Origin of the sequence: Staphylococcus gallinarum (assembly GCF_029774255.1) — a bacterium.
Lineage (GTDB): Bacteria > Bacillota > Bacilli > Staphylococcales > Staphylococcaceae > Staphylococcus > Staphylococcus gallinarum.
In genome coordinates this window covers 1,183,772-1,209,614 of the sequence record NZ_CP069082.1, presented here as the reverse complement: position 1 = coordinate 1,209,614, position 25,843 = coordinate 1,183,772, and the positions used below count along the sequence as shown (strand labels likewise).

Annotated in this window: 21 protein-coding genes; 10 read left to right on the top strand and 11 right to left on the bottom strand. The window is 33.4% G+C overall.

The genetic code is table 11. The annotated features are described in order from the left end of the window. The first annotated feature begins 95 nt into the window (after positions 1-95). The 3 genes from JN168_RS05660 to JN168_RS05650 all read left to right on the top strand — a co-directional run bounded on the left by JN168_RS05660 (position 96) and on the right by JN168_RS05650 (position 2,154). Positions 96-560 carry a GAF domain-containing protein gene (locus JN168_RS05660; protein ID WP_107512807.1) on the top strand — a complete coding sequence of 155 codons (465 nt, stop codon included), beginning with the start codon at positions 96-98 and terminating at the stop codon, positions 558-560. Between the two features lie 254 nt (positions 561-814). Next, complete coding sequence (gene rpsD / locus JN168_RS05655; RefSeq protein WP_042738420.1) at positions 815-1,417, top strand: 30S ribosomal protein S4; 603 nt, start codon at positions 815-817, stop codon at positions 1,415-1,417. 209 nt (positions 1,418-1,626) lie between these two features. Then, positions 1,627-2,154, top strand: coding sequence for a GNAT family N-acetyltransferase (locus tag JN168_RS05650; RefSeq protein WP_042738419.1), 528 nt, complete (start codon positions 1,627-1,629; stop codon positions 2,152-2,154). 66 nt (positions 2,155-2,220) lie between these two features. On the opposite strand, the gene JN168_RS05645 is transcribed toward JN168_RS05650, so the two are convergent. Then, positions 2,221-2,967: a glycerophosphodiester phosphodiesterase gene (locus JN168_RS05645; protein WP_279526226.1), complete on the bottom strand. Its 747-nt coding sequence runs from the start codon at positions 2,965-2,967 to the stop codon at positions 2,221-2,223. A gap of 79 nt (positions 2,968-3,046) precedes the next feature. Between JN168_RS05645 and JN168_RS05640 the strand changes: the two genes are divergently transcribed. The 3 genes from JN168_RS05640 to serA all read left to right on the top strand — a co-directional run bounded on the left by JN168_RS05640 (position 3,047) and on the right by serA (position 6,423). Then, a complete protein-coding gene (locus JN168_RS05640) occupies positions 3,047-3,487 on the top strand; it encodes an SACOL1771 family peroxiredoxin (RefSeq protein ID WP_042738417.1) in 441 nt (146 codons plus the stop codon). 166 nt (positions 3,488-3,653) lie between these two features. Next, positions 3,654-4,814, top strand: a complete 1,161-nt coding sequence (locus JN168_RS05635) for a pyridoxal-phosphate-dependent aminotransferase family protein (RefSeq protein WP_042738416.1) — start codon at positions 3,654-3,656, stop codon at positions 4,812-4,814. Next, positions 4,807-6,423, top strand: a complete 1,617-nt coding sequence (gene serA / locus JN168_RS05630) for a phosphoglycerate dehydrogenase (protein ID WP_042738415.1) — start codon at positions 4,807-4,809, stop codon at positions 6,421-6,423. The genes JN168_RS05635 and serA overlap by 8 nt, the downstream gene beginning before the upstream one ends. A gap of 266 nt (positions 6,424-6,689) precedes the next feature. Here the strand turns inward: serA and JN168_RS05625 are convergent, their stop codons facing one another. The 3 genes from JN168_RS05625 to JN168_RS05615 all read right to left on the bottom strand — a co-directional run bounded on the left by JN168_RS05625 (position 6,690) and on the right by JN168_RS05615 (position 10,465). Beyond that, positions 6,690-7,811 carry an HAD family hydrolase gene (locus JN168_RS05625; protein ID WP_042738414.1) on the bottom strand — a complete coding sequence of 374 codons (1,122 nt, stop codon included), beginning with the start codon at positions 7,809-7,811 and terminating at the stop codon, positions 6,690-6,692. A 362-nt stretch (positions 7,812-8,173) separates the two neighbouring features. Further along, complete coding sequence (gene nagE, locus JN168_RS05620) at positions 8,174-9,673, bottom strand: N-acetylglucosamine-specific PTS transporter subunit IIBC (RefSeq protein WP_232138709.1); 1,500 nt, start codon at positions 9,671-9,673, stop codon at positions 8,174-8,176. A gap of 171 nt (positions 9,674-9,844) precedes the next feature. After that, on the bottom strand, positions 9,845-10,465 hold the full coding sequence (locus tag JN168_RS05615; RefSeq protein WP_107527626.1) for a lysophospholipid acyltransferase family protein: 621 nt from the start codon (positions 10,463-10,465) through the stop codon (positions 9,845-9,847). Between the two features lie 166 nt (positions 10,466-10,631). Between JN168_RS05615 and JN168_RS05610 the strand changes: the two genes are divergently transcribed. Next, positions 10,632-11,954 (top strand): S1C family serine protease, encoded by a 1,323-nt coding sequence (locus JN168_RS05610; protein WP_279526225.1) that lies wholly within the window; start codon positions 10,632-10,634, stop codon positions 11,952-11,954. 108 nt (positions 11,955-12,062) lie between these two features. Here JN168_RS05610 and tyrS read toward each other — a convergent pair whose 3' ends face one another. Beyond that, positions 12,063-13,325 (bottom strand): tyrosine--tRNA ligase, encoded by a 1,263-nt coding sequence (gene tyrS, locus JN168_RS05605; RefSeq protein ID WP_042738410.1) that lies wholly within the window; start codon positions 13,323-13,325, stop codon positions 12,063-12,065. 380 nt (positions 13,326-13,705) lie between these two features. Here tyrS and JN168_RS05600 point away from each other — a divergent pair, with 380 nt between their 5' ends. Beyond that, entirely contained in the window at positions 13,706-14,617 is a 912-nt protein-coding gene (locus JN168_RS05600) for a transglycosylase domain-containing protein (protein ID WP_279526224.1), read from the top strand. A gap of 40 nt (positions 14,618-14,657) precedes the next feature. Here JN168_RS05600 and JN168_RS05595 read toward each other — a convergent pair whose 3' ends face one another. Together JN168_RS05595 and acsA are read right to left on the bottom strand one after the other, a co-directional pair. Next, positions 14,658-16,325 carry a formate--tetrahydrofolate ligase gene (locus JN168_RS05595; protein ID WP_232155067.1) on the bottom strand — a complete coding sequence of 556 codons (1,668 nt, stop codon included), beginning with the start codon at positions 16,323-16,325 and terminating at the stop codon, positions 14,658-14,660. 577 nt (positions 16,326-16,902) lie between these two features. Continuing rightward, on the bottom strand, positions 16,903-18,612 hold the full coding sequence (gene acsA, locus JN168_RS05590; RefSeq protein ID WP_042738407.1) for an acetate--CoA ligase: 1,710 nt from the start codon (positions 18,610-18,612) through the stop codon (positions 16,903-16,905). Between the two features lie 179 nt (positions 18,613-18,791). Between acsA and JN168_RS05585 the strand changes: the two genes are divergently transcribed. Together JN168_RS05585 and JN168_RS05580 are read left to right on the top strand one after the other, a co-directional pair. Further along, positions 18,792-19,424, top strand: a complete 633-nt coding sequence (locus JN168_RS05585) for a GNAT family N-acetyltransferase (protein WP_042738406.1) — start codon at positions 18,792-18,794, stop codon at positions 19,422-19,424. A gap of 13 nt (positions 19,425-19,437) precedes the next feature. Continuing rightward, the gene (locus tag JN168_RS05580) at positions 19,438-20,595 is read left to right on the top strand and encodes an acetoin utilization protein AcuC (RefSeq protein WP_042738405.1); all 1,158 of its coding nucleotides are present in this window, start codon (positions 19,438-19,440) and stop codon (positions 20,593-20,595) included. 187 nt (positions 20,596-20,782) lie between these two features. Here the strand turns inward: JN168_RS05580 and ccpA are convergent, their stop codons facing one another. From ccpA to JN168_RS05560, 4 genes are all read right to left on the bottom strand, one after another. After that, positions 20,783-21,772, bottom strand: a complete 990-nt coding sequence (gene ccpA / locus JN168_RS05575; protein WP_042738404.1) for a catabolite control protein A — start codon at positions 21,770-21,772, stop codon at positions 20,783-20,785. 348 nt (positions 21,773-22,120) lie between these two features. After that, entirely contained in the window at positions 22,121-23,212 is a 1,092-nt protein-coding gene (locus JN168_RS05570; protein WP_042738403.1) for a bifunctional 3-deoxy-7-phosphoheptulonate synthase/chorismate mutase, read from the bottom strand. Between the two features lie 594 nt (positions 23,213-23,806). After that, complete coding sequence (locus tag JN168_RS05565) at positions 23,807-25,186, bottom strand: hypothetical protein (protein ID WP_279526223.1); 1,380 nt, start codon at positions 25,184-25,186, stop codon at positions 23,807-23,809. A gap of 81 nt (positions 25,187-25,267) precedes the next feature. Beyond that, positions 25,268-25,780, bottom strand: a complete 513-nt coding sequence (locus JN168_RS05560) for a DUF948 domain-containing protein (protein ID WP_042738401.1) — start codon at positions 25,778-25,780, stop codon at positions 25,268-25,270. Positions 25,781-25,843 lie beyond the last annotated feature (63 nt).

Sequence of the window (25,843 nt, the reverse complement as noted above, 5' to 3'; positions counted from 1 at the left end):
TAAGTCCGATTGATAAAACCCTTCCAAATCATTTGATTGATTACTATTAAAACAGTCTTTATACTAAATGAAAAGTAAAAAGTGAGGTAATAAAGATGACCGAAGTAAAAGAAACAAATTATAGTTTATTAAGAAAGCAAGTTGCAAGTTTAATTGAAGATGAATCAAATGTCATTGCAATACTCAGTAATGTCTCTGCATTGTTAAATGATAATCTGGACCAAATTAACTGGGTCGGTTTCTATTTAATGGAAAATGGTGAACTCATCTTAGGTCCTTTCCAAGGTCATCCTGCTTGTGTCCATATTGCTGTGGGCAAAGGTGTATGTGGCACTGCAGTTGCTGAAGACAAATCACAATTAGTTGAAGATGTTAATGCATTTCCTGGTCATATTGCATGTGATGCCAACAGTAAATCAGAAGTGGTAGTACCCATACACAAAGATGGTGCAGTGATTGGTGTACTAGATATTGATGCACCTATTATTGGTAGATTTACAACAACTGATCAAACCGAATTAGAAGCGATTGTCAAAGTGATTGAACAACAAATTTCATAATCAAACATGCTCAGTATTTAGTTTAAACTAGGATTAACTATTGACAGATTGATATAGCGTGTTAAAATGTACTTTGTGTGAATAAACGAAAATAGCAGTTGTATATTAGTTGGCTCTATGTTGTTCCCGATGCGGGCGTGCCGTGTAACCGTAGCTATAAGGCGAGGACACATAAAACAATATATCCAAGTAAGCATGCAACACTCTTTTTTGTTTTTTCATAACAACAAAAAAGAAAAAGGAGGAGTCTTATTATGGCTCGATTCAGAGGTTCAAGTTGGAAAAAATCTCGTCGTTTAGGTATCTCATTAAGTGGTACTGGTAAAGAATTAGAAAAGCGTCCTTACGCACCAGGTCAACACGGTCCTAACCAACGTAAAAAATTATCAGAATATGGTTTACAATTACGTGAGAAACAAAAATTACGTTACTTATATGGAATGACTGAAAGACAATTCCGTAACACATTCGAAACTGCTGGTAAACAACATGGTGTACACGGTGAAAACTTCATGCAATTATTAGCTGCTCGTTTAGATGCAGTTGTATATGCTTTAGGTTTAGCTCGTACTCGTCGTCAAGCACGTCAATTAGTTAACCACGGTCACGTTGAAGTTGACGGTAAACGTGTAGATATCCCATCTTACACATTAAAACCAGGTCAAGAAATTTCAGTACGTGAAAAATCTCAAAAATTAGATATCATTGCTGAATCAGTTGAAATCAATAACTTTGTACCAGATTACTTAGAATTTGATGCTGACAACTTAAAAGGTAAATATATCCGCGTTCCAGAACGTAGTGAATTACCTGCTGAAATCAACGAACAACTTATCGTTGAGTACTACTCAAGATAATATCTTTTATCTTGCAAACCCAAGAACATTCATTTGTTCTTGGGTTTTTTTATTAATCAATGTGCTCCCCCTTTCTTCTCTCAATAAATATATTGTTATAGAATCAACCAACCACATTGCAAATCATACATTCTATAATATAATTATTTTATTAAACATTTTACATTTTATAATCATTTCTTTATTCTATAATTAAAGGAGTGATATGCTTGATTATTAGAGCATTAGAAGAAACAGATTTAGAATTTGTCCATCATTTAAATAATGAATACTCTATTATGTCATATTGGTTTGAAGAACCTTACCAATCTTTAAGCGAACTACAATCATTGTACAAGAAACATTTACATGATGAATCAGAAAGACGTTTTATTATCGAAGTCGATAATACACGCATAGGTATTGTTGAATTAGTAGAAATCAACTTTGTTCATAGTAATTGTGAGATACAAATTATTGTTGATCCTGACTTTAGTGGTAAGGGGTATGCTAAAAGCGCCTTTAAAATGGCCATTGATTACGCGTTTTTAGTATTAAATTTACATAAGGTATATTTATATGTTGATATCAATAATGATAAAGCAGTACATATATATCAGTCACAAAACTTTGCTATTGAAGGGACATTATTAGAACACTTCTATACACGCGGTGAATATAGTGATTGTTATATCATGGGCTTATTTAAAAAGAATTGGATCAACCATTTCGACAATGATTTATCACATATCAAATAATTATAAAAAGGTCTAAAACTAGATTATCACTTACGATAATCATATGTTTTAGACCTTTAATTCATTTTACAGTAATTCAGGATTATCAGAAACTAAACCTTGAAGTGGATAACGTAAAAGTTTCTCAGCTTTATAGGTATCATTTACTGTGTATGCATAAACATTTAAATCATACCGATGCGCCTTATGGATAAAACGTTTTGACACAACAGATTGGTGTGCATTTACAAAGGAAGCATATTCTGAAATCTTTTTAAATCGAGGCTTTTTGTACCAGTGCTTTTTACGATTAATCAACACCCCTAGTTTATATGGCACGTCTTTAGCGGCGAGCGCTTTAATAAACTTCTTATTAAAGGACTGTATCGATATTTTATCACTGTCTATATTCCACTGTTGCAATTTATTGATTAATATATTTTCAATATCAAGATATTGTTGGGGTTGCTTTACTTCTATCATTAACCCCTTGGATGACCGTGCAATAAGTTCTAATACATCATCTAATACTAACAACTTTTGATTTGCATATTTGATTTCTTTCCAAAAACCGTAATCATATTGTTGTAATTCTTCTAAAGTATTATTTTTTATTTTCGCCGTACCATTCGATGTACGATCGATGGAAGGATCATGAATCACAACTAATTGATCATCTATTGTTTTATGTATATCAATTTCTAATATATCCACTTCATTTGATTCTAGTGCTGCTTCAAATGCAACACGCGTATTTTCTGGGTATTGCGTCGATAATCCCCTATGCGCAATAAGTTTAATGTCATCCAAACTTCTCGGTTTTTGATCGGTCATTGTAAAGCGCCTCTCTTCCTTTATTTCATATTATAATCTAAACTATAAATTAACACATTTAAACTGGAGGTCAATTATAATGGTAAAGCATGATTTTAACGTCACAACTCACTGGTCAGGTGGACGTGAGTCTGTTGGTGATCTTAATGGAGATGTATTAACAGAACAAATATCAATACCTGCTGGCTTAGGTGGTAACGGAACAGGGACAAATCCAGACGAATTACTAGTTTCTGCTGCTGCATCTTGTTACATTATTTCACTTGCTGCGGTATTAGAACGCGCAGGCTTTGAGTCAATTGAAATCGAACAATTTTCAAGTGGGACTGCCCTATTCGAAAATTCAAAATTTAAAATGGATACAATAACTCATTACCCTATTATTAGTGTTAAATCTACGCAAAAAGAACAATTAGCAAAGAAATTAGATAAATTATTAAAAATTGCTGATAATAATTGTATGATTTCGAATTCAATTCGCGGCAACGTTAACGTAAAAATACAACCTAAAATAAAATAATTTAAATTTTTTTATTTTCGATATAGAAATTGAATACAAAAGCAATGTATGCCCTTACATTACTTTTGTATTTTGTTAATTTTCAAAAAATTGTAATTTTTAGACTTTTATATTGTCTGAAAATTTGCTAAACTTATTAAATCTTACTCAATGGGGGAATTACAATATGAAATACTATCATCCTTTGTTATTAACGCCCGGCCCAACACCTGTACCGGACCAAATATTACATGCAACACAATTACCAATGGTCGGCCATCGATCTAGTGATTTTGAAACAATTGCCGAAGAAGCTTTTCGAGCATTGAAACCCGTTTTTGGTTCAGAAAATGAGGTAATGATATTAACATCAAGTGGTACAAGTTCTTTAGAAGCAAGTATGTTAAATTTAGCTAATCCAGAAGACGATATCGTAATTATTGTATCTGGTGCTTTTGGTAACCGCTTTAAACAAATTGCAGAGACTTATTATGAAAACGTACATATTTTTGAAGTTGAATGGGGTAAAGCAGTAAATGTTCCAGATTTCATTGACTTCTTAAAATCTTTAAACAGAGATATTACAGCTGTATTCAGTCAATATTGTGAGACTTCAACTGCAGTATTACATCCAGTAAATGAATTAGGTCATGCCTTAAAAGACTTTGATGAATCTATTTATTTCGTTGTAGATGGCGTAAGTTGTATCGGCGCTGTTGATGTTGATTTAAAACGTGATCAAATTGATGTCCTAATTTCAGGAAGTCAAAAAGCAATCATGTTACCCCCTGGTCTAGCATTTGTAGCTTATAACAATCGAGCCAAAGCAAGATTTGCAGAAGTTACTACGCCTAGATTTTATTTAGATTTAAATAAATATTTAAAATCTCAAGCTGATAATTCAACACCGTTCACACCTAACGTAGCTTTATTTAGAGGTGTAACTGCATATGCTCAATTAATCGAAGAAGAAGGTTTAGATCAAGTTGTCGCACGTCATTATGCTATTAGAGATGGATTAAGAGCAGCGCTTAAAGCATTAGATTTAGATTTACTTGTAGAAGATGCTTATGCGTCACCTACTGTTACAGCATTTGTGCCTAAGACGAAAGATGAATTAAACTTTATTAAAAATGAACTTAAAAATCGCTTCTCTATAACAATTGCTGGCGGACAAGGCCATCTTAAAGGTGAAATTTTAAGAATTGGCCATATGGGTCAAATTTCACCATTTGATATCTTACAAGTCGTTTCTGCACTTGAAATCATCGTATCAGAATTTAGAAATGAAGCGTACATTGGTACAGCAATTACTCAATATATGGAGGTTGTAAAAGCATATGTATAAAATTTTAGTATCTGACCCTATTTCACCTGAAGGTTTAAAAAGTTTAACAGATCATAAAGACTTTGAAGTTGTTACAAATACTGAACTTTCCGAAAGTGAGTTAATTGAAAAAATAGCTGACTTTGAAGGTTTAATCGTTCGTAGCCAAACGCAAGTTACTGCAGATGTTATCGCTGCTGCGCCAAATCTAAAAGTAATTGCAAGAGCTGGTGTTGGTGTCGATAATATTGATATCGATGCTGCTACTAAGCATGGTGTTATCGTTATTAATGCACCAGATGGTAATACAATTTCTGCTACAGAGCATTCTATGGCAATGATTTTATCAATGGCCAGAAATGTTCCACAAGCGCATAAGTCTTTAAAAGAAGGTAAATGGGATCGTAAGACATATCGCGGTACTGAATTATACAATAAAGTATTAGGTGTCGTTGGTGCTGGACGTATTGGTTTAGGTGTTGCTAAACGTGCGCAAAGTTTTGGCATGAAAATTTTAGCTTTTGATCCATATCTTTCTGAAGATAAAGCAAAAGAACTCAATGTTATTCGAGCTACTGTAGACGAAATTGCTGAACAAGCTGATTTCGTAACTGTTCATACACCGCTTACCCCTAAAACTAAAGGTATTGTAGGAGAAGCATTCTTCGCTAAAGCCAAACCAACATTACAAATTATTAATGTGGCACGTGGTGGTATTATTGATGAAGAAGCATTACTTAATGCACTGAACGAAGATAGAATTCAAGCAGCAGCACTAGATGTGTTTGAAACTGAGCCTGCAACTGAATCACCATTAGTTAAACATGATAAAGTTGTCGTTACACCTCATTTAGGTGCTTCAACTGTTGAAGCACAAGAGAAAGTTGCCGTTTCAGTAGCGAATGAAATTGTCGATATTTTCGAAAATGGTAATGTATTGAATGCAATCAATGCGCCAAGAATGACTTATAATGAAATTAATGAAGAATTAAAACCATATATCGAATTAAGTAAACTAACAGGTGAAGTAGGTATTCAATTATTAGAAAAAGCGCCTCGCGAATTGCACATTAAATACGAAGGTGATTTAGCACTTGATGATACGAGCTTAATTACACGTACACTTGTTTCAGGTGTTTTACGTCAAGATTTAGGTGAACGTGTTAACCTAATCAATGCGCTTGTATTATTGAATGAACAAGGTGTTTCATATAATATTGAAAAGAATACCAAACATCGTGGTTTCAGTAACTATATCGAGTTAACTTTAATCAATAAGGATACACAAATTAAAATTGGTGCCACTGTACTCAATGGTTATGGCCCACGTATTGTGCGAATTAATGATTATCCAGTTGACTTTAAACCGGAACAACACCAACTTGTTATCAATCATACAGATAAACCAGGTATTGTTGGGCGTACGGGTCAAATTCTTGGTGAGTTTGATATTAACATTGCATCGATGCACCTTGGTCGAACAAACTTAGGTGGCAATGCATTAATGGTATTATCTATTGACCACCCTGTAAACCAAGATGTTATTGATGCCCTATTCCAAATTGAAGGTTTCAATAACGTACGTAGCGTTGAATTAGATATTCCACAAGATACGAATTATAATATTTAAGTCAAAAACCAAATCATACAGAAATAATATTTTGTAAAAATTTGGCTCATAAATACTAGATTAACAGCCCTCAGATTTTCTGAGGGCTGCTTTTTATTCAATCTTTATTGTCTATCCAAATGAATTCTAAACAATACATCACTTATAATAAGTGAAATTAATTGTAAATTAAAAAACATCCTTTATATCGAACGCATTGCAACGCCTTCAATAAAGGATGTAATATGAGATATTAATCGTTAATCATTGTTAGTAATTGTAATTATTTATAATAAAATATTTCTAATTTCTCCGACATGATCAACTATATATTCTGCACCATAAGATTCTAACTCTTCCCGTGCATTTTGACCTTTTAATCCAGTCAGTGGTCCTATAAATGTTGCACCAATTTTTTTAGCACTTAATAAATCCGCTAAGGAATCCCCTACTACAAATACATCGTCCTTATTTACACGATTCTCTTGATTTGTAGCATAATGTTTATAACGGTCTAACTCATTACCTTCTAAAGTTGCTAAGTAACTAAACGGATTAGGCTTTCCTAGTGGCTTTAAATCTGGATAATGATCTTCAGCGATTAGCACTTCACTTGCTGTAACTATATGTTGTTCTTCAAACAATGCTTTAATTCCAAGTGTTTCAAATGGAACAATCGTTTCAGTTCGTGGTCTCCCTGTTGCGATTGCAATATGATAGCCTGCATTTTTTAAATCTTCAAGTAATGATTTAATTTCAGCAACTGGTCTTAATACGACTTCATCATATATATAGCCATTTTTAAAGTTCGAACGCTTTGGTTTCTTTTCAACTTCCTCAAATAATTTATAACCTAAATACCATTCTTGGTAAATCTCTTGTGCAAATGTCCAAAACGCACTTTTCAATTCAAATAATTCCGTTTCAGTTGTGTTTAAATGTTCACTTGCATATGTAACTAATGATTTATAGATATTGTCCTTTCCAGAACTCACACCATCTAAAAATGCTAAAGGTGCAGAAAAATCAAGTGTTACATTTGAGATATGTTCACCGACAAATGCCAAAGTATTTTGATTAAATTGTTTAGGGTTTAATACGTCCGATAGCTGGTCATTTGATAATCCCTGACACAATTTTATAAAATGAATCGCTACAACAATAAATAACATATCCCAATTAGAGTTAAGTCCTAACGACTTTAATTTAGTTAATATTTCATCATTGTAAAAAACAATATTTCTTATTTCAGTGATTTGACTATCAGTTAATCCTTCAAATTGTACCGATGGATCTAAACCTATGTAATCTTTACTCATCAACATTTCATAAACTGTTAATGCTGATACATCAAAACACCTTTCTTCACTTAAAAATACACCATCTACATCAAATAATACCGACTTCATCCTACCTACTCTCCTTTAATCAGAAAATTCTGATACTAGTATATCGTACTATTTACATATAAAAAGCGCAAATGTATTTCTTGAATTTATTCAAATTTTTATGGAAATTTGAATACTTTGCAATTTAGCAGAGTGCATTTTCATTAAAGCTTATAAAAATAAAAATTATAACAACTTTAATGTAGCATAAAGTACCTATCTTGCTTTGATTTTGTCGACTATGTGGATAATTCTATTAACTATTAAGCATGCGTATGAGTGAACGATTAAACTTCTAACTAATTATTATCAATTTTTTAAATAATTCAAAATAAAAAACTGACGTCAAAATAAACATTCATTTGACGTCAGACTTTGTATAACTATTTACTTTCTAATTGTGATTCTATTTCATCAGCTACTTGCTGTACTTGAGTACCGATGATGACTTGTGTATTATGTTTACCACTTTGAGTCACACCTACAGCACCTGCATGTTTAATTTTCGTCTCATCGACTAAAGTATTATCATGTAATTCTATACGTAAACGAGTAGCACAATTGGTTAAGGTCATGATATTTTCTTTGCCACCTAAACCACTCAGAATATCACTTGCTATCTTAGTATACTTATTCGTTGTCACAGTACTCGTTTCACTTGAGTCATCGCTGTGCTCAACATCACCTGTTGTTGCTTCGTCTGATGTAGGGTCAGGCAATAAGTTATCACCTCTACCAGGTGTATTTAATTTTAATACCTTAATCGCAAATCTAAATATTACATAATACAATACAAAGAATACAAGGCCTTGTACAATTAACATATATGGATGATTTGCCACTGGATTAATTAACGATAACACATAGTCAATTAAACCTGCACTAAATGCAAATCCAGCAGTCCAATGGAATAAAGCGGCAATAAACATTGATAAACCTGTTAAAAAGGCATGAATGACAAATAGTATTGGCGCTACAAACATAAATGCAAATTCAATTGGTTCTGTTACACCTACAAAGAATGCTGAAATAGATCCAGCTAACATTAAACCATAGACACGTTTCTTTTGCTTTGATTCTGCTGTATGATACATTGCCAACGCTGCACCAGGAATACCAAACATCATTACCGGGAAGAAACCTGCCATGTATCGACCCGTCACACCATGTACTGCACCGTCTCCTGTTTGGAATTTGGCAATATCATTGATACCTGCAAGGTCAAACCAAAATACTGCATTCAATGCATGATGTAATCCTGTTGGGATTAATAATCTATTAAAGAAACCATATAAGAATGCGCCAAATGGTCCAAGGTTAATAATCCATGTTCCAAATGCTACGATAAGTGAGAAGATAAATGGCCAAACGAACAACATTATCACAGCTAGTATAATACTGAAGAATGCTGTTAATATTGGAACTAAACGCTTACCACTAAAGAATGATAAAGCCGCTGGAAGTTCTGTTTTACTAAATTTGTTATACGTATAAGCAGCAATCAAACCTACAATCAATCCAATAAATACGTTTTGATTATTCATTTGTTCAAATGCACTATCAACTGCAGATTGCTTTACTCCTAATAACGGTGCCAATTTCTCAGGACTCAAAACAACTGTAGTTAAGAAGAAGCCCACAGCCGCAGCTAATGCGACAGCACCATCATTTTTCTTTGCCATTCCCAATGCAACACCTATTGCAAACAAGATTCCTAACTGCTCTAATATTGTCGAACCGGCGCTTGAGAAAAATTTCGCCACTGTTGGCAACAGTCCCATTGCAGTAAGCGCATTACCGATCCCCACAATAATTGCAGCAGCAGGTAATACTGCTACCGGTAGCATCAATGACCTACCTAAGCGTTGAAAGAAACTAAACATATTCATTCCCCATTTCAGTTTAAATTTCAAAAAAATAAACACCACGCGCACAATTAGCCCACATGGTGTTTATATACGTTCAACTTATAGTTATTGTACAGTAATATAATAACATAAATCTTTAAGTTATCGGATTTTATTATCAATTTTTTTAGCTAATAAAAATTTTTTTTATTTATTAGCTACATATGCATCCAACTCTTGCTGTAATTGTCTTGTAGCTTTTTCTAATTCTGTAGTTAAATAGTCTAATTTTTCATTACGTTTCATATCTTTTGGTAAGTGCTTTGTTTCGATAGGTTGACCAAACTTAATCACCGCTTGTCCAGTAATCAAACCTTTAATTTCACTCGGACCTACATACGCTGCTGGTAAGATAGGTGCTTGTGCCATCATCGCAATTGTAACTGCACCACGCTTTAATGGTTCACCTTCAGCATATTTTTTACGTGAGCCAGTAGGAAATATACCGACTGTTTTATTTTGTTTTAATAAATTAATTGGTTTTTTAAGTGTACTCGGTCCTGGGTTTTCTCTATCTACAGGAAACGCATTTAATGAAGATAAAAATCTACCAAACCATTTATTCTTGAATAACTCTTTTTTAGCCATGTAATGGATTTGGTTAGGATGTATTGCCATGCCTAACATAATGACTTCGTTATAACTTTCATGTGTACATGTTACGACATACCTATGTAATTGTGGTATATTTTCACGACCTTGAACTTCTAAACTATTGCTTAATTTCACAATAATTAATTTCAAGAGACCACTGATAAATTTATACATTTCTCCACCTACTTTTTATTTGCTATTTATCACCTACTGATTTTATCACTTAGTTTAAACACGTACAAGCTAATTTGTAATTCAGTCTAAAGTATGAAGTGAATTTACTAGCAAATCATTGCAAAACCTTTCATAATAGAGTATGTGAATGGATTGGAGGTAACATATGTCAGATAATAATAATGATAATAACCCAAGAAGCGAACACACTTTTAAACAAACGCAACAAGATTCGAACGGCTCTTATCATAAAGCATCGAACCCACGTTCATACAATAAACCAAGATTCCCTTGGTTTAAGACCATTGTCGTGGCACTTGTCGCAGGTGTCTTAGGTGCACTCATTGTTCTTGGGATAGGTAAATTTATGGACCGCACAATATTAAACGATGACGGTTCAAATGTCCAAGAATCATCAAGTAGTCGTGGTGGAAATACCTTAGATGGTAAAAGTGACAAATATGATTCCGTAAATCAAATGATAACAGACGTTTCACCCGCCATTGTCGGTGTCATTAATATGCAAAAGGCTCAAAGTCTTGATGATTTATTAAAAGGAAAGTCTTCCAAATCAGAAGAAGCTGGTGTTGGTTCTGGTGTAATCTATCAAAAAAGTAATGGCTCTGCCTATATTGTGACTAATAACCATGTTATTGATGGCGCAAGCAATATCAAGGTACAACTACATAACTCTAAGCAGGTTGACGCTAAATTAATCGGCAAAGACGCACTTACAGATATAGCAGTATTAAAAATTGATGACGTTAAGGGAACAAAAGCGATTCAATTTGCTAATTCTTCAAAAGTAAAAACTGGAGATAGTGTATTTGCTATGGGGAATCCATTAGGTTTAGAGTTTGCAAACTCAGTCACTTCTGGAATAATCTCTGCAAGTGAGCGTACAATCGATACACAAACATCAGCAGGCACAAACAAAGTCAATGTATTACAAACAGATGCTGCCATTAATCCTGGAAACTCTGGTGGTGCTCTTGTTGATATCAATGGTAATTTAGTCGGTATCAACTCGATGAAAATTGCTAACGAACAAGTCGAAGGTATTGGCTTTGCAATTCCTAGTAACGAAGTTAAGGTTACGATCAAAGAATTAGTTAAAAATGGTAAAATAGAGCGCCCATCAATTGGTATTGGCTTATTAAACCTAAGCGTGATTCCGGAACAATACAAAGAACAATTAAACACCAAACGTTCCGAAGGTGTCTATATCGCTAAAGTTGATGACGACAATGGTTTGAAAAAAGGAGATATTATCACTGCTATTGATAATAAATCCGTCAAAGAAGATACCGATGTCAGATCCTATTTATATCAAAATAAAAAACCTGGCGATTCTGTGACATTAACAATTGAAAGAGACGGTAAAGAAAAATCAATCGATGTTAAACTTAAAGAACAAAAATCACAAACAACTCAATCTTCAGATGATACAGAATCCAATCGTGAAAGTGGATCAAGTATTTTTGAATAAATACTAACCACATTCAATATTATTCAGTTATTAAATTAATTATCCATTCAAATAAGCGGTCAACCAATACTATCGACGATTGGTTGACCGCTTTTAAAGTTTAAAAAATTATTGGTAATTCACCATAAAGTATTTCTTTTTACCACGGCGAATAATTGTAAATTCATTTTCTATTTTATCAGCTACTGTTAATTCATACGCAGTGTCTTGCTGTCTTATGCCATTAATATAGATTGCACCATTATTAACATCTTCACGTGCTTGACGTTTAGAGCTTGAAATACCAGCTTCAACTATCGCATCTACAATATTTGTTGTAGTGTTGCTTAGTGTTACCTGTGGTACATCCTTAAACCCTTCTTTTAATTCTTTTGCAGATAATGATTGTAAATCACCTGAGAACAATGCTTGTGAAATGCGAATTGCATCGTTTAATGCATCTTGCCCATGAATAAAGCGTGTTACATTTTCAGCTAAAGCTTTTTGAGCTTCTCTTAAATGAGGTGCTTCTGCAAGTGATTGTTCTAATTTTTCAATTTCCTCTTGCGTTAAGAATGTGAAGTACTTCAAGAATTTGATAACATCATCATCTGTAGTATTTATCCAGAATTGATAAAATTCATATGGGCTCGTCTTCTCTGGGTCTAACCATACTGCGCCGCCTTCTGTCTTACCGAATTTTTTACCATCTGATTTTACCACTAATGGAATTGTTAAACCATAAGCTTCTGTTTGGCCATACATACGACGCATTAATTCTATTCCGCTAGTAATATTTCCCCATTGATCAGATCCACCAACTTGTACTTTACAGTTATAAGTTCGATTTAAATGACCAAAATCAATGGCCTGCAAAATCGTATAAGTGAATTCAGTATATGATATACCATGTTCTAAACGTGTTTGAATTGAATCTTTACCTAACATGTAGTTAACCCCCACATGTTTACCATAATCTCTTAAGAAATCAATCAATGAGATTTGACCGAGCCAATCTTTATTATTAACTAATTTTGCTCCCTGCTCTGTATCAAATTCAAATATTTTATGCATCTGTTTGCTGATACCTGCAACATTTAATTCAACTTGTTCTTCTGTTTGTAAAGTTCTTTCTTCAGATTTACCAGATGGATCTCCAATCATACCAGTACCGCCACCAATAAGGACAAGTGGACGGTGTCCATGTTCTTGGAATCGGCGTAATGTTAAGAAAGGTAGTAAATGACCGATGTGTAAACTATCAGCCGTTGGGTCTGCTCCACAATATAATGTAACTTGCTCCTTATTCAGTAACGTTTCGATGCCACTTTCATCTGTTTGCTGATAGATTAAGCCTCTCCAAGTTAAATCATCAATTAATGCATTTGCCATTTAAACAACCTCCTATTTATTTATGATATTGGTTTAGAATTTAGATAGTTTTCTACTTGTACATGTTAAAAATAAAAATAAAAACGCCCTTACAAATTAATGTAAGGGCGCAATTGCACGGTACCACCATACTTAAGTCAAACAACTTTATTAATGATACGTTCATTAACTTAAACGTTTGGATTACATTCTTAATTAGGTGTATTCATATAACGTACAACATTAGTTCGCAGCGACCACTAATTCTCTGAAGATGTATCCTTATACTACTTGTCCTAAATCCAAAAACCATATCGAATTGATACTAATTATAATTAACTCTATTTTAAAAGTCAATATGTTAAATTATGTTATAATATTGCATAACAAGGAGGTACAAAATGAAATACAAAACCTATGAAACGAGTCAACATTATCTTACATCACAACCACAACTCAATCGTTTTGAATCTATTTACAAAAAAATAAAGCGTTTTTACATAGGTCTGTTTAGTATTTTTACTTGTACCTTTATTATTATGTTGGCAATATTTGTATTTTATTTCCAACATTTAACACAAGAGTCCATTCATATGTCGGATAATAAATTACGTACAGAACTATTGACGATTAACGGAACTGAAGATATCGATTATCATAGTAAACATATACTTTATGAATATAGTCATTCACAAAATCCATTAATTGTCGGTCCCAATGAGGTAAATCATAATATTATAAAAGCATTAACCTCATCAGAGGATAGTTTATATTTTAAGCATAACGGCATTTTACCGAAAGCAATTTTACGGGCAATCGGTCAAGATATCTTTAATATGGACAATTCTACAGGTGGCAGTACCATCACACAACAATTAGTTAAAAATCAAGTACTCTCTAATGAAAAAACATACAGTCGTAAAGCAAACGAATTAATCTTAGCATTGCGTGCAGAAAAAGTGTTAACCAAAGATGAAATTCTCTATACTTATCTCAATATTGTTCCATTTGGTAGAGATAGTCATGGTGCCAATATTACTGGAATAGCCTCTGCTTCGTATAGTGTCTTTGGTAAATCTTCTGCAAACCTAAATGTTGCTGAGGCAGCTTATTTAGTTGGTATGCTACAAAGCCCTTACTTCTATACGCCATACAAAATTGATGGCACTTTAAAAAATGATCAACAAATTCAAATTGGACTAAACAGACAGCATTATGTATTAAAGCGAATGTTAGTAGAAGGTAAAATAGATAAAAAAACATTTACTGCAGCTGAACATTTCGATATTAAAGCTCATCTCATAACAAAATAAAGCGAGTCGCCTATTAAGAACGACTCGCTTTTAATCATTATTAGAACAATCCTACCGCACGTCCATCATCAGTTACATCCATATTCAGTGCTGCAGGTTGCTTTGGTAAACCTGGCATCGTCATTATTGCACCTGTCAACGCAACAATAAACCCAGCACCTGTTTTTGCTTCTAATTCACGAATTGTAATTTCAAACCCTTCTGGCGCACCTAGTTGAGTAGCATCATCAGAGAATGAATATTGTGTTTTCGCCATACAAATTGGATAATGATCCCAACCATTTTGTTTGAATTGTTTTAGTTGCTTTTCTGCTTTTGCAGAAAATGTAACCTTCGCACCGCCATAAATTTCTGTAACAATTGTTTTTATTTTATCTTCTAATGGCTGTTCTAAATCATATAAATGCTTAAAAGATTGTGGTTGATCAATGATTTCTAATACTTCTTTCGCTAAATCTGTACCACCTTTGCCACCTTTTTCCCATACTTCAGTCAATGCCAATCTCACATTATTTGTCTGTGCCCAATTTTTTACAAATTCTATTTCTTGATCAGTATCATGTATAAACGCATTCAAGGCAACTACTGGTTCTAAACCATATTTTCGAACATTATTAACATGTCTTTCGAGGTTCACAATTCCTTGTTGTAAAGCTTCGATATTTTCTTCTTTTAAATTATCTTTCGCCACGCCACCATGCATCTTAATAGCACGAATTGTTGCTACAACAACAACTGCTTCTGGTTCAAATCCTGCTTCACGCGCTTTGATATCTATAAATTTTTCAGCTCCTAAATCTGAACCAAAACCAGCTTCAGTCACCACGATATCTGCTAAGTCACGTGCTGTCTCTGTAGCTAATATAGAGTTACAACCATGTGCAATATTAGCAAATGGACCACCATGGACAAGTGCTGGCGTACCTTCAATTGTTTGTACGAGATTAGGTTTAATCGCATCCTTTAAAATCATTGCAAGTGCACCTTCAACCTTTAAATCTGCAACTGTTACTGGCTGACGTTCTCTTGTATATCCTATTGTAATTTTACTGATTTTATTCTTTAAATCTGCGATATCAGTAGCAAGACAAAGGATAGCCATTATTTCAGAGGCTACAGTTATATTGAAACCATCTTCACGTGGGACACCTTGTGCAGGGCCACCTAATCCGACAATAACATTACGTAAAGCACGATCATTCATATCAAGTACACGTTTCCATTCTATACGTCGCTGATCTATACCTAATTCATTACCTTGATGTAAATGGTTATCTATAAATGCTGACAATGCATTGTTAGCTGTCGTAATAGCATGGAAATCACCATTAAAATGTAAGTTTATATCTTCCATAGGTAATACTTGAGCATAGCCACCACCAGTAGCCCCACCTTTAATACCAAATGTTGGCCCCAAAGCTGGCTCTCTTAAGGCAACCATTACATTTTTATTTAATTGGTTAAATGCATCTGCTAATCCAACTGTAACTGTTGATTTCCCTTCCCCAGCAGGTGTTGGACTCATTGCTGTAACCAATACGACCTTCCCTTTTTGTTTATTCTTTCTAATTTTATTAATATCAATTTTCGCTTTATAGTGACCGTATGGTTCTAATGCATCGCTTGGTATACCTGCTTTATCAGCAATATCTCCTATAGGTTGTAATGTTGCTTGATTAGCAATTTCTAAATCTGATAAATGTGCCAAATTCATTCGCCCCTTTAAATATTAATTTCACTTTTTGTGCATTGATTAAAGTAACTGATGTATATTTAAGTCCTTATATACTTATATTAACCAACTTGAGAAATATTGTCGACAATTTTAGATAGCGCTTTCAATTTTGTGCGCTATAAAATTATAAAATAGCATGTTTATATTTTTTTAAAACTAACCGAAACACAGTAGAAATATATTTTAATTGAACTAATAAGCTTAACTTAAATTCGTAATATCTTAATTTTAGAGGACTTCATTTCATCAAGTTTAACGATTATATTTTAAAGTAACTATTTATAATAAATTCAAAGATTAACATGAAAAAAACACCAATTTCTAAAAATCATGTTAGAAATTGGCGCTTTTTGTTTAATTTATATTATTATTCTTGTCGTAATAACAAAATAACATGCATTTTGATATAGAAATATGAAAAATCAATTGTTGTATATTGATGATTTTTGACTAACGTAGTTGTGATAACAATGTACTACTTATCAAAAGCACACATCACGGTTATTGTATTTAAAAATTTAATAATTAAACTCTTTTTACAGGTTAGCCATTAGTCTTCCATTGTACTTAAATCACCTTCTGGTAAGTCTAACTCCCAGGCTTTTAATACACGTCTCATTATTTTACCTGAACGTGTTTTAGGTAATTTATCCTTAAAGTCAATTTCTCTAGGAGCAGCATGCGCAGCCAAACCTTCTTTAACAAATTTACGGATATCTTCCTTCAATTCATCTGTCGGTTCATATCCAGGTCGTAATGCGACAAATGCTTTAATAATTTCACCTCTTATTGGATCTGGTTTTCCAATCACACCTGCTTCGGCAACAGCTTCATGTTCAACTAATTTAGATTCCACTTCAAATGGACCAACACGTTCTCCAGCAGTCATAATGACATCATCAACTCGACCTTGGAACCAGAAATACCCATCTTCATCTTGATATGCAGAATCACCTGAAACGTACCAATCGCCAATAAAGTAAGAATCATATTTTTCAGGATTATTCCAAATTGATACCATCATTGATGGCCATCCCTTTTTCATAGCTAAATTACCCATACGATTAGGTGGTAACTCATTACCTTGATCATCAACAATTGCCGCTTCTACGCCTGGCAGTGGTTTACCCATGGAACCTAACTTTAAATCCATAGATGGATAGTTAACAATCATATGTCCACCTGTCTCAGTCATCCACCAAGTATCTAACACACGTTTATTATAAATTTCTTTTGCCCATTTGATTACTTCAGGATTTAAAGGCTCTCCAACTGATAAGATACTCTTCAAGCTTGATAAGTCATATTTCTTAACAATATCATCACCTGCACTCATTAACATTCTTAATGCTGTCGGTGCTGTATACCAAATCGTCACTTTAAATTCTTCAATCATTCCATACCAAGCCTCAGGAGAAAATCTTCCACCCGCAATACAATTTGTCACTCCATTTAGCCAAGGACTAAAGATACCATATGATGTACCAGTTACCCATCCTGGATCGGCAGTACACCAGTAAATATCATCTTCTTGGAAATCTAATACATACTTACCTGAAATATAGTGTTGTAACATTGCTCGTTGTGCATGTAATACACCTTTGGGTTGACCTGTTGAACCTGACGTATAATGTAAGATTAAGCCATCATCTAATGTTAGCCATTCAATATCAAATGTATCGCTTGCAGCTTCAAATTCACTATTGAAATCAACATGTTCAGCATCAACCTCTTCATCTACAACTACGATTGTTTCTAAATGAGGCAATTTATCTTTTGGTATTCTTGGTAATAAAGCATTAGTAGTAACAATCACTTTTGCTTCACTGTTTTCAAGTCTATCAGACACTGCTTTTTCCATAAATGCTTCAAACAATGGTCCAACGATTGCTCCAATTTTCAAAATACCAAATAACGCAAAATATAATTCTGGCGTTCTAGGCATGAATATAAATACACGATCTCCTTTTTCTACATGCGCTTTATCTTTTAATACGTTAGCTGCTTTATTACTATTTTCCTGCATTTCTTTAAACGTATAGCTTTCTTTTCGCTTATCGTCTTTATAATTTAATGCAATTTTATCCGCTTTTCCTTCATCCACATGTTTATCAATACATTCATATGCCATATTAACTTTACCTGTTTCTGACCATGAAAATACCTTTTCAACTTCTTTCCAATCGAAGTTATTATATGTTTGTTCATAATTCTGAAGGTTAAAATTACCGTTATCCCCTTTATATACTTCTACTTTCATTTTAAATCCCCCTTATGAAATCGTTTACTTTAAAAATATTATATCGAACAATTTCCGAATTTTCAAAATAATATGATGTAAGCGAATACATTTTTATGTTATTTTTTTATTTTTTAACATATAATATGAGTAAACGAATTGGGATATATTAAACATATGAAGTAGTTTGGAGTGAGAAAATGAAACATATTAAAACATATCAATACAAAGATTTTAATTTAGATGAAGGCCATTTCGTAATAGAAGGTCCCGTGTCCCACAGTGAACTAAATCAAATGACCTTTGATAATGGTTTGAAGTCTTTCCGCTCACCAGATGAACAGTTTGAGGCAGTCAAGGAAATCAGTGAGTTACCAGAAGGTCGCATATTCGTCTTGAGATTAGACAACCATATCGTTGGTTATGTGACATATCATTATCCTGATCCTCTAGAAAGATGGTCAACTGGTAATTTAGAATACCTCATTGAACTCGGTGCCATTGAAATCAGTTTACCTTACCGTCATTTACGTTTAGGTAGCGAATTGATTAAGATTAGCCTAGCTGGTGACGAATATGAAGATTATATTGTATTAACTACTGAGTATTATTGGCATTGGGATTTGAAAAATGCAAAACTTGACGTTTATGAATATAAAAAACTCATGCAAAAATTAATGGGATATGGGGGCCTAGAAATTTTTGCTACAGATGATCCTGAGATTACCAGTCACCCTGCTAATTGTTTAATGGCTAGGATTGGTTCAAGAATTTCAATTGATCAATTACAAGCGTTTGATGATATCAGATATATGAATCGCTTTTTCTTTTAAAGGGGAGAAATTTATGAATAATAAGCAACAACTTACGGGCTATGTCTATTCTAATGATTTATTGCAATATCGCTTTAGTAACAGCCATCCATTTAATCAAATGCGCCTTAAATTAACGACGGAGTTATTAACAGAGCTAGGTTACCTTAAACCCTCTCATATTATCAAGCCACGCATCGCTACAGATGATGAAATCGCACTTATTCATAGCTATGATTATATTCAAGCAATTCGACATGCATCGCACGGAATTCTAAGTGATAGTGAAGCTAAAAAATATGGTCTTGATGGTGATGATACACAACAATTTCGCATGATGCATAAGCATAGCGCTAGAATTGTAGGTGGAGCATTAAATTTAGTTGATCAAGTTATGACAAATCAAATAACTAATGGCTGTCATTTAGGTGGTGGATTACATCATAGTTTACCTGGCAGAGCAAATGGCTTTTGTATCTATAATGATGTTGCTATAGCGATTAAGTATTTAATGAAATATTATAATCAACGTGTACTTTGTATTGATACAGATGCACATCATGGCGATGGTACACAATGGAGCTTTTACACGAATGACCAAGCTTTAATTTATTCTATTCATGAAACTGGAAAATTCTTATTCCCTGGTTCAGGACATTACACAGAGCGTGGGAATGAAGAAGGATTCGGATATACTGTCAATATGCCATTGGAACCCTACACAGAGGATGAATCATTTATAGAGACATTTAAAGCAACAATAGAACCCGTTGTCGCATCATTTAATCCAGATATTATTATTAGTGTACATGGTGTGGACATACATTATTTGGATCCATTGACACATATGCATTGTACCTTAGATGCACTATACCAAATTCCTTATATTATTAAATCATTAGCTGATACATATACCAATGGAAAGGTTATTATGTTTGGCGGTGGTGGTTATAATATTTGGAAAGTTGTGCCAAGAGCTTGGACACATGTATTTCTAGCTCTTTTAGGAGAAAGTCCATTAACAGGAAATTTGCCTGAAGCGTGGATAAAAAAATGGCAACATTACGCGCCCATAACCTTACCAAATACATGGCAAGATGAATGCGAAGATTTTCAAGTTATTCCAAGAAAAGATGAAATTAGTGAAATTAATATGAAACGTGCGCAACAAGTACGGAGTTGGTTTATTTAATCATTCACTTCCCTAGCCAATGATTAATCAAATCCAATTGCCACATAAAAAATACCCCCTTATCTTCATTGGTAAAAGGTAATCAACAGATTAGAAGATAGATTACACTATTTTCTAACATGATTACTTCAGTGAAAATAAGGGGTTATTTATATAAGAAACGGTCTAACTTCGTAATATTAAATGATTACTTAGTTGTACCTCTATATTCAATTCTGTGCGGCAAGATAACATTAGGCTCTTCTATTTCTTCTTCATTCATATACTTAGTTAATAGTCTCATACCTACTGCCCCGATATCATATAACGGTTGAATAACACTAGATAACTGTGGTCTAACCATTTCAACTAATCTCGTATTATTGAAGCTTACTATTTGTAGTGATTCTGGTACACTAACACCAACATCTTGTGCTGAGTGTACTAAACCAATAGCTTGCTCATCACTAATAGATAAAATTGCATCTGGTTTAGCTGATTTTAATGATTCAAATGCACGAACACCATCTTTGTATGTCTCATTACCATTAAAGATTAAGTCGTTGTCTAATTGTAATTGATGTTGAGATAAGACTTCTTGTAGTCCTGCTAACACATCTTCTTGTGCTTTCTTAGAATAATCTCCACCAACAAAAGCAAATGACTTAGCACCATTGGTAATTAACTGACTAGTAATTTCCTTGGCTGCTGCTTTAAAATCAATGTTTACAGAAGCAATGCCATCATCTTTACCATTTGTACCCGATACAACTACTGGAACTGAAGATTTATTAATTAAATCTTTGATTTCCTCAGAGATTGTACCACCTAGGAATATAATTCCATCTACTTGTTTACTTAATAAATTGTTAAAAATTTCCTTTTCCTTAACTGGATCATTATCAGAATTTGAGATAATAGAATGATATTTATACATTGTCGCTATATCTTCTAATCCTCTTGCCAATTGAGAATAATAAACATTAGAAATATCTGGTATAATTACGCCTACTGTTGTAGTACGTTTACTTGCTAATCCACGTGCTACTGCATTTGGTCTATAATTTAATTTTTTTATAACTTCGTTCACTTTGTCTCTCGTTTCAGGTTTAACATTTTGGTTTCCGTTAACGACACGTGACACGGTTGCCATTGAAACGCGTGCTTCTCTTGCAACATCATATATTGTAACTGTCATAATTTCCTCCTTGTAAGCGATTTATTTGTTATTATACTCTGTTTTCACAACTTTTCAAAGTTTACCACATTTTTTATAAATAGAAAATCATTTTGTTTTGAATGTCATAATTATGTCATTATATATAATTACATTTTATTTTTATACAGTGTAATAACTCGCCATAACTGCAGTAGTCTACTAATCAAGTCATTTATATCCTTATACTTGTTAAGAATAATACATTTAAGAATTAAATTAACGAAATATCCCTATGTGTTTCAAACTAGAAACAACATAGGGATATTTTAATCTGTATCGTTAATTACACAAATAACATTATTATCTAATGTATATTTTGCATGGTGCTTATTTTAATTGTTTACTGTTATACATGTCTGCTAATGGCTTAAGCTCATTGTAGAATTTATCAAATTCGTTCAAGTCCATTTGTTGACCACTATCACTTAATGCTACTGCTGGATCTGGATGAACTTCAGCCATAATGCCATCTGCGCCCACAGCTAAACCTGCTTTAGCTGTCGGTAGCATGATATCTTTTCTACCTGTACTGTGTGTCACATCGACCATAACTGGTAAGTGTGTACCTTGTTTCAAAATTGGTACCGCTGAAATATCTAAAGTGTTTCTAGTTGCTTTTTCGTAAGTACGGATACCACGTTCGCATAAAATAATATTATTATTACCTTGTGATGCAATGTATTCAGCAGCATAAATAAATTCTTCAATTGTTGCTGATAATCCACGTTTTAATAATACTGGTTTATTAGAGCGACCTGCTTCTTTTAAAAGTTCGAAGTTTTGCATGTTACGTGCACCAATTTGGAATACATCTAAGTATTCATCGGCAACTTCAAAATCTGCAGGATTTACAATTTCACTGACTACATTTAAGCCGTATTTATCTTTTGTATTTTTAAGTATTTTTAAACCTTCAACACCTAATCCTTGGAAATCATATGGTGAAGTACGAGGTTTAAATGCCCCACCTCTGATGAATTTTTCGCCTCTCGCTTGTAATTCTGCAGCTACTGCATCAACTTGTTCTTGTGATTCAACAGAACATGGACCAAATACAAATGATTTATTACCATCTCCAATAATTCCACCATTATCAAATTGGACGATTGTATCTTCTGGTTTTAATTTTCTTGAAACATATAAATGTTTTTCATTTTCAGATTTTTGTAAATCAGTAGAGGCTTTAAAAATTTCTTTAAATAATTGCTTAATCACATTATCGTTAAATGGACCTTCATTTTTATCTAAAAGTACATTAATCATTTCTTTTTCACGTTGTGGATCATAAACCATTGTACCTTGTTTACGTTTCTCCTCACCGATTTGTTGTGCCAATTTCCCTCTTTTAGATAAAAGCTTTAAAATTTCATCGTTAATTTCAACAATTTCGTCTCTGTATTCTTGTAATTTATCTGTCATTTAAGTCACCTCTATGAAAATTTTAAACTGCATATTTTATTCTGCTTTAAAGCGATAAAATATTTGTTAAACGTAATTCTAACAATAAGTACCAATAAGTTCAAGTCACTATTTAAAAAATTTTCACTTTTAAGTGAATAACATTAATGATAACTGAATTTTCAGTCAGTTACTAGTTATATTTTACACTTTTCATCAAATTTATTAATTTAATAACAAAATGTTAATATTTATTTTGAAACCTTTAACACGATACAGTTTTAAAGCAGATATGTATTAACGTATTTGTAATCATAGTCGTGATGTGAACAATTCATTATTCGCTTCTACAATTCAACTAGTTATCACATAAAAATCCATTTTGTCCTTGCCTATCACTGTAGTTAATTTTGGTATATTTCTTATGCGTTTTAATTTTTATTTAAAAAAAGCTGCTGACTCCCGTCTGTAATCAGGGAATCAGCAGCCTAGAAAATAGTATACTAAGCGAGTCATTACTTTAAAAATTTCGTATCTAATGCTGTTAAAACTTGTCTATAATCAACGTAATTACTCAGTATAATCAATATATTATTCAATAATTTGATTTAGCATTTAATCATTAAATGTTCGTTTCGCTATTTTACTTTTTGCCTTTTCAGCTTTTTTTGCTTGAGGACGATTTTTCGTATATGTCGAATTATTAGCGTCTTCATCTGTTTGTTCTTTAGCACTTCCGTGAGAAATAATACCATCATTATAATCAACTTGTTCTTCACTTTGAGTTGATGCTGTAGATGTTGATGTTGATTTATTACCACTTTGACCAGCTTTGTCATGCGTAATGATACCATCTTTGAATGATACAGTTTCATGTACTTGTTCCACTCTTCGTTCGGCATCATGAGGTTTTGATGCTGAAGTAGCAGTTGCAGCTTTATTACCTTTATCAGCTGTATTATCTACCTTATCAGTTGATTCAACAGAAGTCTCAACATTGCTTTCTGTAACTAAGTTAGGAACTTCCGTTTTGTTATTACCTTTGATACCTTCTGGTGTTAATAGATTAGCAGTGTTATCTGCAACATTTGTGTCATTTTGTATCAAAGTTTGTTTTGATTTAGCAGCTGAAGCTAAACCTGCCGCAGTTACTGTACCAACCACAACGGCACTAGCTTTCGTCGTACCATTTGATTGAGTTGTTTCAGATTTACTTTCTGTAACTAAATTTGGTGTTTCTTGTGCTTCAGTGGATGTTGATTTTTTGTTTTCAGATACTAATTCATCTGTTCTATTAGCTGTTTCCTCATCGTTGTCAATTTTATCATTCTTATCAGCTGCCGCTTTTGCGATTCCAGCTGCAGCAACTGTACCACCTGTAGCTGCAGCAATTTTTGCGCCATTATGATCGGAACTGGTTTCAGATTGTGATGAAGCTGAAGCATGATTTTCCGACGTACTCTGTGTCTCATCTTTAATCGCTTCTTGTTGGGCTGCAACCTCACTTTGGCTCGGTTCCTTAGAAGCATCGATATGTTTAGTTTCTAACTCTGCTACATTGCTTTCTTCGTCAGATGACTTCTGTGTTGCACTCACATCTTGTTGAGATTGTTGTGCATTTGGAGAAGTATCTGCTAAATGATGTTCTGCTACTTCTTCTTTAATAGCATCCTTTTGTGCCGCTAATTCGGCTGCTGATACACTTTCTTGGTTATTAATCGACGCTTTAATGTCTGCTACTTGTTCCTCTGCAGCACGTTGATCTGCTTCTGTTTGGTTAATTATACTAGATTTAAATTGGTCTTCTTTAGATTGTTTATCGGAATATTTGTCATTACGTGGTTTACTTAACGTCACTAGACCTATAGCTGAGCCGATTACTGCCCCTACAATAAATCCATAGACAAAGACATTTCTACTGCCTTTTGAAAAATATTCAGGCACTTCGTAACTTTCTAAATTTCTTTCATAGTTATCTCGATTGTAATACTTCATAAATGATAGCCCCCTATAACAAATGCACTTAAATAAGTTTAAATCCTCATTTAAGTGCATTTGTTTGTTTAAGTATATGAATTATTTATTATCAACTCGTGTAGTATAGCTATGGTTACCTTCGTTTGAGAAGTTCGCATCGTCTGCTACTCCACTTGTTTTATAACTTGCACTATTTCTACGATTTCTTCTGTTTTGCCATTTATCAGCAACTTCCATTGCTACATTTGACCATTGAACAACTTGAGAAATTTTATCTTCATTTTGAGAAATATTGTGCGTAATAGAGTTTGTAACTCGGTCTACAGAACCGTTTAAAGTTTGTACTGAGTCACCAATTCCTTTAACGGCATCAACCACTGAGTTCAAACGATCTGATTTGCCTTGGATGTCTTCAGTTAAGCGGTTTGCTTTGTGAAGTAAATCCGTTGACTCACGTGTAATACCTTGAATTTGTCCTTCAACACCATCTAGTGTTTTAGCAACATGATCTAAGTTTTTCTTGACTGAAAGTAATACAACTACGATACCAATTACTAGTATAAGAAATGCGATCGCAGCGATAATTCCAGCTATAGGTAAAATCCATTCCATTAAAAACGCCTCCTAATAAACATATGTTGTTACTTAATATAACTACCCATCTCATTTTAACAT